The sequence below is a fragment of the Stenotrophomonas sp. genome (genome assembly GCF_031995405.1).
Classification (GTDB): Bacteria; Pseudomonadota; Gammaproteobacteria; order Xanthomonadales; family Xanthomonadaceae; genus Stenotrophomonas.
Window position 1 is genome coordinate 1 of record NZ_DAMAGC010000169.1, and the last position, 7,037, is coordinate 7,037.

The window sequence follows — 7,037 nt, forward strand, 5'->3', positions numbered from 1 at the left end:
CCAGTGCCGGCACCTGCGCTGCGGCGCTGCCGCCCGGGACGTTCAGGTCCGGCGGCACTTCCAGCGGACGCATTTCCGGCGCGAGCGCATAGTCGCCCTTGGCACCGCGCTTGAAGCAGCCGGTGGTGCCCACGAGGGTGGCGGTGGCCAGGATCGCGAAGGACAGCACGCGGATGGCGGAAACGGATTGACGCATGTGAATCTCCTGGGTGACCACTGTCGATCAGTGGTTGGATAGTGCTTCCAGCGCACCGATGTCGGTGGCCAGGTGTTCGGCAGCGGCGTGATGGGCCGCAGACAGGGACAGCAGCGGCAGGCGAAGCCCGTGGCCGATGCCGATCCGGCGCAGCAGGTCCTTCACCGGGATCGGATTGGACTCCACGCCACAGAATGCATGGAACGGCTCCAGGCGTGCATCCCACGCCTCGGCCGCGTCGCGCTCGCCGGCCGCAGCCAGGTCGCACATGCGCCGGTAGGCGCCCGGCAGGGCATTGGAACCCACCGAGATCAGGCCATCGATGCCGGACAGGATGGAGCGCGCGGCGGTGCCGTCGTCGCCGCTGAAGATGGCGAACTCCGGCGAACGCAGCGCCAGCAACGCCTGCACGCGGCCGACATCGCCCACCGCTTCCTTGATCCCGACAATGTTGGGATGGGCGGCCAGCTCAGCCACGGTCTCCGGCAACATGTCGCAGCCGGTACGTCCCGGCACGTTGTACAGGATCACCGGCAGGCCGCCCTGGTCGGCGACCGCGCGGTAGTGCGCGATAAGCCCGGCCTGGGTCGGGCGCACGTACGGCGGGGTTACCACCAGCGCATGGGTGGCGCCATTGGCGGCCGCGCGGCGGGTCTGCTCGATGGTTTTGGCCGTCCCCGACAGGCCGGTACCGGCCAGCACGGCGACGCGTCCGGCCACGGTTTTCACCGCGCTGCGCAGCAGCTGGTCGTACTCGTCGTCGGACAGGGCCGCGGCCTCGCCGGTCGAACCGGCCACCACCACCCCGTGAACACCACCCTCCAGTTGCAGGTGCAGCAGGCGCTGCCAACCGTCGGGATCCAATGCGCCGCTCGCCTGGAAAGGCGTCGCCAGCGCGGTGATGAGACCGGAAAGGGACAAGGAAACGTTGCTCGGAAGAAAGGGGGCACCCCACCTGCGTAAACGCCGGCCGGATGTACTTTGCATGTTACTTGCGGGTCGAAAGCGCGGGCAAGTATGCTGGACTCCGGCGAACGTGCCGTCGTCGGCCGTTCAGACTCACCTTGTATCACCCGGAACCATCTTGACCGACACCACGCCGCGGCCTGCGCCGACCGAAAACCATCTCCTGATCAACGCCTACACGACGCATCCGGAGTCCCCCCTGCTGCCCGTCACCCGGCGTATCGCCGACAGCGGCTGCAACCTGGTCGATGCCCGCCTGGCCACGGTGGGTCGCGATGTCTCGGTGACCGCACTGGCCACCGGCTCGTGGGACTCGGTCGCCAAGCTGGAAGCCATGCTCACCCGCCTGGAGCGCGAGGAAGGCCTGAAGCTGGTCTGGTACCGCACCGGTGCCAAGCAGGCGCAGTCCAACCTGCTGCCCTACATCGTGGAAGTGATCGCCGCCGACAAGCCGGGCATCCTGTTCCAGCTGGCCGATTTCTTCGACCGCCAGGGCATCACCATCGAGAACCTGCAGAGCACCCGCTACCGCGCAATGCAGACCGGGGCGGAAATGTTCTCCGCGCAGGTCACCATCGGCGTGCCGGCGAACATGCACATCGCCGCGCTGCGCGACGATTTCCTCGAGTTCTGCGACCACCTGAACCTCGACGCGATCATGGATCCGATGAAGTTCTGATCTTTCGCGCGTTCGTCACGGGCGCGCGATGTTTCATGCAGGTGTAGTGACGCACCTCTGTAACAGCTTTGCCCCAGGCTCCGGAAAAATGACCTCATGAACATCGGCGACACCCTGGACAGATCCATCCTCGATCGCCCGCTGGCATTGTCCGGCGGTGAAACCACCACCCTCGGCGCGCTCGCCGGCCAATGGCTTGTCCTGTACTTCTATCCCAAGGACAGCACGCCGGGCTGCACCACCGAAGGCATCGACTTCAACGCGCTGCTCCCGCAGTTCACCCAGGCCGGCGCCCGCGTGTTCGGCGTCTCCCGCGATTCGGTCAAATCCCACGACACCTTCTGCGCCAAACAGGGCTTCGCCTTCCCGCTGATCAGCGATGGCGACGAAGCGCTGTGCACCGCCTTCGACGTGATCAAGTTGAAGAACATGTACGGCAAGCAGGTGCGTGGCATCGAACGCAGCACCTTCCTGATTTCGCCCGACAGTCGTATCGTGCAGGCGTGGCGCAAGGTCAAGGTGGCCGGCCACGCAGACACCGTCCTCGATGCCCTGAAGGCCGCGAAAACCCAGTGATCAATCCGGTACCCCCAATGGCCATCACCCTGCCCCGCAGGTCGTGATGGCTTGTCCCTGTTCTGCCACCAGGAATTGACGATGACCCGAGGCAAGCGCATCTACGTACTGGATACCAACGTGCTGATGCACGATCCGACCGCGCTGTTCAAGTTCGAGGAGCATGATGTCTACCTGCCGATGCAGGTGATCGAAGAGCTGGACAACGGCAAGAAGGGCACCACCGAGGCCAGCCGCAACGCGCGCCAGGTCAGCCGCTTCCTCAACGAGCTGGTGCAGGCTTCGGGCCTGGACAACCTGGCCGATGGCATCCCGCTGCAGCGCCCCAACGGGCTGCAGCTGCGCGGCAAGCAGAGCGTGGGCCTGCTGCGGTTCCAGACCAGTCATTTCGATGCGGGCAAGAGCTTCGGCGCGGTCATTCCGGACAACGCCATCCTCGGTGCGATCCTGGCGCTGAAGGAACAGGTGCCGGAGATCCCGGTGGTGTTCGTCTCCAAGGACATCAACCTGCGGATCAAGGCGGCCATCGCCGGGATCGTGTCCGAAGATTACGAGAACGACCGCGCCCTCGACGATTTCAGCCTGCTCTACACCGGCGCCACCGAGCTGCCGGAAGATTTCTGGAAGAAGCACACCGACAACCTGCGCAGCTGGAGCGACAAGGGCCGCACCAGTTACGAAATCATCGCCAGCGAAGACGAGAACTGGCATCCCAACCAGTACGCCTACCTGCCCGGCGAGGATGAAGTCGAACTGCGCGTGGCCAAGGTCGACAACGACAAGATCACCCTGTCCCTGGTCAATGACTTCCGCCACGGCAGCCACGCGGTATGGGGCATCAGCGCGCGCAACCGCGAACAGAACTTCGCGCTCAATGCATTGATGGACCCGGAGATCGATTTCGTCACCCTGCTCGGCACCGCCGGCACCGGCAAGACCCTGCTCGCGCTGGCCGCCGGCCTGGCCCAGACCATGGACCAGCAGCGCTATCGCGAGATCATCATGACCCGCGCCACGGTCAGCGTCGGCGAGGACATCGGCTTCCTGCCCGGTACCGAGGAAGAAAAGATGACCCCGTGGATGGGCGCGCTCACCGACAACCTGGAAGTGCTCACCCACACCCAGGAAGGCGGTGCGTGGGGCCGTGCGGCGACCAACGACCTGATCGCCAGCCGGATCAAGATCCGCTCGCTGAACTTCATGCGCGGCCGCACCTTCCTGTCGCGCTACCTGATCCTGGATGAAGCGCAGAACCTCACCCCCAAGCAGATGAAAACGTTGATCACCCGGGCCGGTCCCGGCACCAAGATCGTCTGCCTGGGCAACGTCGAACAGATCGACACCCCGTACCTGACCGAGACCACCTCGGGCCTGACCTACGCGGTGGACCGTTTCAAGAACTGGCCGCACAGCGCGCATGTCACGCTGCGCCGTGGCGAGCGTTCGCGCCTGGCCGATTACGCCTCGGAGGTGTTGTGAACCGTCCCCTCTCCCGTGCCGTCCTGCCGCTGGCGCTCGCTGCGCTGGCGGCCGCCTGCACGCCTGCCAATACACGACCGGGCGCGAGCGTCCCGACCACGGTCAAGACCGGCCAGTCGTGGGTGGTGACGCGACCGATCGTCGCCGCCCAGGTCCTGGATACCTGCTCGCGCGACAGTCCCGGCCGCGAGGCCGGCCGGGTCACCGGCTACTGGGCGCCCAGCCGCAAGGAGGTCGAACAGCTCGAAGCCCAGCTGCCGTCGCTCGATGCGCAGGTGCCCAAGGTCGCCGATTTCGATCGCCAGTACGTGGGCATCGAAATGGACGGGCGCAAGCTGATCTATCTCAATGCGTTCCACCTGCCCGACGACGCCGACATCGATCCGGCACGCGAGGCGATCCGGGTCTGCGACGGCGGCGCGCAGTTCTGGGGTGCGGTGTTCGACCCGGCCAGTGGCAGCTTCTCCGACGTGCAGTTCAACGGTCCGCCCGCGGGCCGTTGAGCATGCGCTGATCGTGTCGTGAACCTCCCCGCGAACGCCGGATGAGCATCCGGCTGCCCACCTGGGTGTGGATCGGCGCGATCGCGTTGTCGTGCGTGGCCGGCATGGTCAATGTGGTCGGCTTCCTCGGCTTCGAACACCAGGCCGTCAGCCACATGACCGGCACCACCAGCCAGCTCGGCATGGCGCTGGCGCAGGGCGACTGGCGGGTGGTCGGGCACTTGTGGGGCCTGCTGATCGCGTTCTGCCTGGGCGCCATGCTCAGCGGCATGATCGTGCAGGACAGCACGCTGCAGCTGGGCCGTCGCTACGGCGTGGTGCTCACGCTGGAATCGCTGCTGTTGCTGGCGTCCATTCCCCTGTTCAAACAGCAGCAGATCTGGGGCGCGCTGGCCGCCGCGATGGCCTGCGGCCTGCAGAACGCGATGGCCACCACCTTCAGCGGCGCGGTGGTACGCACTACCCACCTCAGCGGCATGTTCACCGACCTTGGCATCGGCCTGGGCCACCTGCTGCGCGGCCTGCCGCTGCCGATCCGTCGCCTGACCCTGAGTGGATTGATCGTCAGCGGTTTCCTGGCGGGCGGTGTGATCGGGGCATGGCTGTTCCTGCGTTTCGGCTACGACGCCCTGCTCGCCCCGGCACTGCTGACCGGCTGCACCGGCCTGGGCTACGTCCTGTACCGGCCGTGGACGTGGCTGCGCCGACGCTGAGGCGCGTTGACGGCAAACACTGCACAATCGCCGCATGAGCCCCTCCTCCAGCCCCGTTTCCGCCCTGACCATCGCCGGTTCCGATTCCGGCGGCGGCGCAGGCATCCAGGCCGATCTCAAGGCCTTCGCCGCGCACCGCGTGCATGGTCTGTCGGCGATCGCCGCGCTGACCGCACAGAACACCCGTGGCGTCACCGCCGTGCATGTGCCGCCACTGGACTTCCTGCAGGCGCAGATCGATGCGTGCTTCGCCGATTTCGAGATCCATGCGGTGAAGCTCGGGATGTTGGCCAATGCCGAGGTCATCGGCCTGGTCGCCGATGCGCTCGAAAAGCATCGTCCCACCCACGTCGTGCTGGATCCGGTAATGGTGGCCACCAGCGGCGCCAAGCTGCTCGAAGACAGCGCGCTGCACGCGATGCGCACGCGGCTGCTGCCCCTGGCCACGCTGCTGACGCCCAACATCCCCGAAGCCGAACTGCTGCTGGGTCGCCCGATCACCAGCGCCGACGAAGCCGAGGATGCCGCCGCCGCGCTGCTCGATCTCGGTGCCGGCGCGGTACTGCTCAAGGGCGGGCACCTGCACGAAGGCAGTCGCGTGGTCGACCGTTACTTCGATGGCGTCACCCGCGAGGAATTCATCCACGCGCGCCTGCCGGTGGATGCGCACGGCACCGGTTGCACGCTGGCCTCGGCGATCGCCGCGCAGCTGTGCCAGGGCCTGTCGCTGCCCAACGCCTGCGAAGCGGCGATCGACTACGTCGCACGCGGCCTGCAGGGCGGCTACTACCCCGGACGCAGCGAGGTGCTGGTGATCGACCACTTCGGCGCGGCGCGCCCGGCATGATCGACGCACAGGCGCTTCCGGTCGTCGCCGCCGACGGCCATCGCTTCGAGCTGCTGGCCCGGGTGCCGGCACGGCCCCGCGCGCGACTGCTCTGGTTACCGGCATTGGGAGTGGCCGCGCGCCACTACCTGCCACTGGCCGACGCGCTGGCCGCACGCGGCGTGGCGGTGTACCTGCACGAATGGCGTGGCAACGGCAGCAGCAGCCTGCGCCCGTCGCACACGCAGGATTGGGGCTATCGCGAGATCCTGGCGATGGACCTGCCCGCCAGCCTGGCGCAGCTGGATGCCGGCGCGTCTGTCGAACGCATCATCGGTGGCCACAGCCTCGGCGGCCAGCTGGCCTGCTGTTTCGCCGGGATGCATCCCGCTGTCTTCCCGCACCTGTGGCTGGTCGCCAGCGGCACCCCGTACTGGCGCACCTTCCCCGCTCCGCGCGGCTGGACCCTGCCGCTGATTTACCGGTTCCTGCCGTGGCTTGCGCAGCGCCAGGGCGTGCTGCACGGTCGGCGGCTCGGCTTTGGCGGCACCGAAGCGCGTGGCCTGATCGCCGACTGGGCCAAGGTGGGGCTGAACAACCGTTATGCCGGGGTCGGCATTGGCGAGGATCTGGAAGCCGGCCTGCGCGGCGTGCGCGCGCACGCCACCGCCGTGGTGATGGAACAGGACTGGCTGGCCCCGCCCTCCTCCATGCAGGGCCTGCTGGCGAAGATGCCGCAGGTGGACGCCACGCTCAGCGTGCTGTCGCCCGCAGCGCTTCGCACGCGTGCCGACCACTTCGCCTGGATGAACTCCCCGCAGGCCGTGGCAACGCTGCTTTTTCATTCATTTGAATGAAGACCTTCACAAAAGCGTTGACGAATGCGACGTGCATCCGCATAATTCCGCTCCTGTTGACGCGCCCGTAGCTCAGTTGGATAGAGTACCTGGCTACGAACCAGGCGGTCGGGAGTTCGAATCTCTCCGGGCGCACCATCAACAGGTTGTCGGCTCCGCCGCTGGCAGCAGTAGTACAACGCGATGTAAATGCGCCCGTAGCTCAGTTGGATAGAGTACCTGGCTACGAACCAGGCGGTCGG

8 protein-coding genes, 1 tRNA gene and 1 pseudogene are annotated in these 7,037 nt (G+C 66.7%); 8 read left to right on the top strand and 2 right to left on the bottom strand.

Translation table 11 applies throughout. The features are described from left to right. Both RTO53_RS18835 and dapA read right to left on the bottom strand, forming a co-directional pair. A pseudogene (locus RTO53_RS18835) lies at nt 1-196 on the bottom strand (hypothetical protein); the annotation flags it as partial. A 27-nt stretch (nt 197-223) separates the two neighbouring features. Then, the gene (gene dapA / locus RTO53_RS18840) at nt 224-1,117 is read right to left on the bottom strand and encodes a 4-hydroxy-tetrahydrodipicolinate synthase (protein WP_312239217.1); all 894 of its coding nucleotides are present in this window, start codon (nt 1,115-1,117) and stop codon (nt 224-226) included. Between the two features lie 163 nt (nt 1,118-1,280). Between dapA and RTO53_RS18845 the strand changes: the two genes are divergently transcribed. The 8 genes from RTO53_RS18845 to RTO53_RS18880 all read left to right on the top strand — a co-directional run bounded on the left by RTO53_RS18845 (nt 1,281) and on the right by RTO53_RS18880 (nt 6,933). Beyond that, nucleotides 1,281-1,841: a glycine cleavage system protein R gene (locus RTO53_RS18845; protein ID WP_019183297.1), complete on the top strand. Its 561-nt coding sequence runs from the start codon at nt 1,281-1,283 to the stop codon at nt 1,839-1,841. Nucleotides 1,842-1,937: 96 nt separating this feature from the next. Continuing rightward, the gene (locus RTO53_RS18850) at nt 1,938-2,417 is read left to right on the top strand and encodes a peroxiredoxin (RefSeq protein ID WP_312239218.1); all 480 of its coding nucleotides are present in this window, start codon (nt 1,938-1,940) and stop codon (nt 2,415-2,417) included. An 81-nt stretch (nt 2,418-2,498) separates the two neighbouring features. Then, on the top strand, nt 2,499-3,896 hold the full coding sequence (locus RTO53_RS18855; RefSeq protein ID WP_256774100.1) for a PhoH family protein: 1,398 nt from the start codon (nt 2,499-2,501) through the stop codon (nt 3,894-3,896). Next, on the top strand, nt 3,893-4,399 hold the full coding sequence (locus RTO53_RS18860; RefSeq protein WP_312239219.1) for a hypothetical protein: 507 nt from the start codon (nt 3,893-3,895) through the stop codon (nt 4,397-4,399). Before RTO53_RS18855 ends, RTO53_RS18860 begins: the two co-directional genes overlap by 4 nt. 41 nt (nt 4,400-4,440) lie before the next feature. Further along, nucleotides 4,441-5,112, top strand: coding sequence for a YoaK family protein (locus tag RTO53_RS18865; protein ID WP_312239220.1), 672 nt, complete (start codon nt 4,441-4,443; stop codon nt 5,110-5,112). A gap of 34 nt (nt 5,113-5,146) precedes the next feature. Next, the gene (gene thiD / locus RTO53_RS18870) at nt 5,147-5,959 is read left to right on the top strand and encodes a bifunctional hydroxymethylpyrimidine kinase/phosphomethylpyrimidine kinase (RefSeq protein WP_312239221.1); all 813 of its coding nucleotides are present in this window, start codon (nt 5,147-5,149) and stop codon (nt 5,957-5,959) included. Then, nucleotides 5,956-6,795 (top strand): alpha/beta fold hydrolase, encoded by an 840-nt coding sequence (locus RTO53_RS18875; RefSeq protein WP_312239222.1) that lies wholly within the window; start codon nt 5,956-5,958, stop codon nt 6,793-6,795. Before thiD ends, RTO53_RS18875 begins: the two co-directional genes overlap by 4 nt. A 61-nt stretch (nt 6,796-6,856) precedes the next feature. After that, nucleotides 6,857-6,933: transfer RNA gene (locus RTO53_RS18880), tRNA-Arg, on the top strand. Nucleotides 6,934-7,037: the final 104 nt, after the last annotated feature.

Coding starts and splice junctions, on each gene's coding strand:
- RTO53_RS18850 (WP_312239218.1), top strand. CDS start 1,938: ATGAACATCGGCGACACCCTGGACAGATCCATCCTCGATCGCCCGCTG.
- RTO53_RS18875 (WP_312239222.1), top strand. CDS start 5,956: ATGATCGACGCACAGGCGCTTCCGGTCGTCGCCGCCGACGGCCATCGC.
- RTO53_RS18865 (WP_312239220.1), top strand. CDS start 4,441: ATGAGCATCCGGCTGCCCACCTGGGTGTGGATCGGCGCGATCGCGTTG.
- RTO53_RS18855 (WP_256774100.1), top strand. CDS start 2,499: ATGACCCGAGGCAAGCGCATCTACGTACTGGATACCAACGTGCTGATG.
- thiD (WP_312239221.1), top strand. CDS start 5,147: ATGAGCCCCTCCTCCAGCCCCGTTTCCGCCCTGACCATCGCCGGTTCC.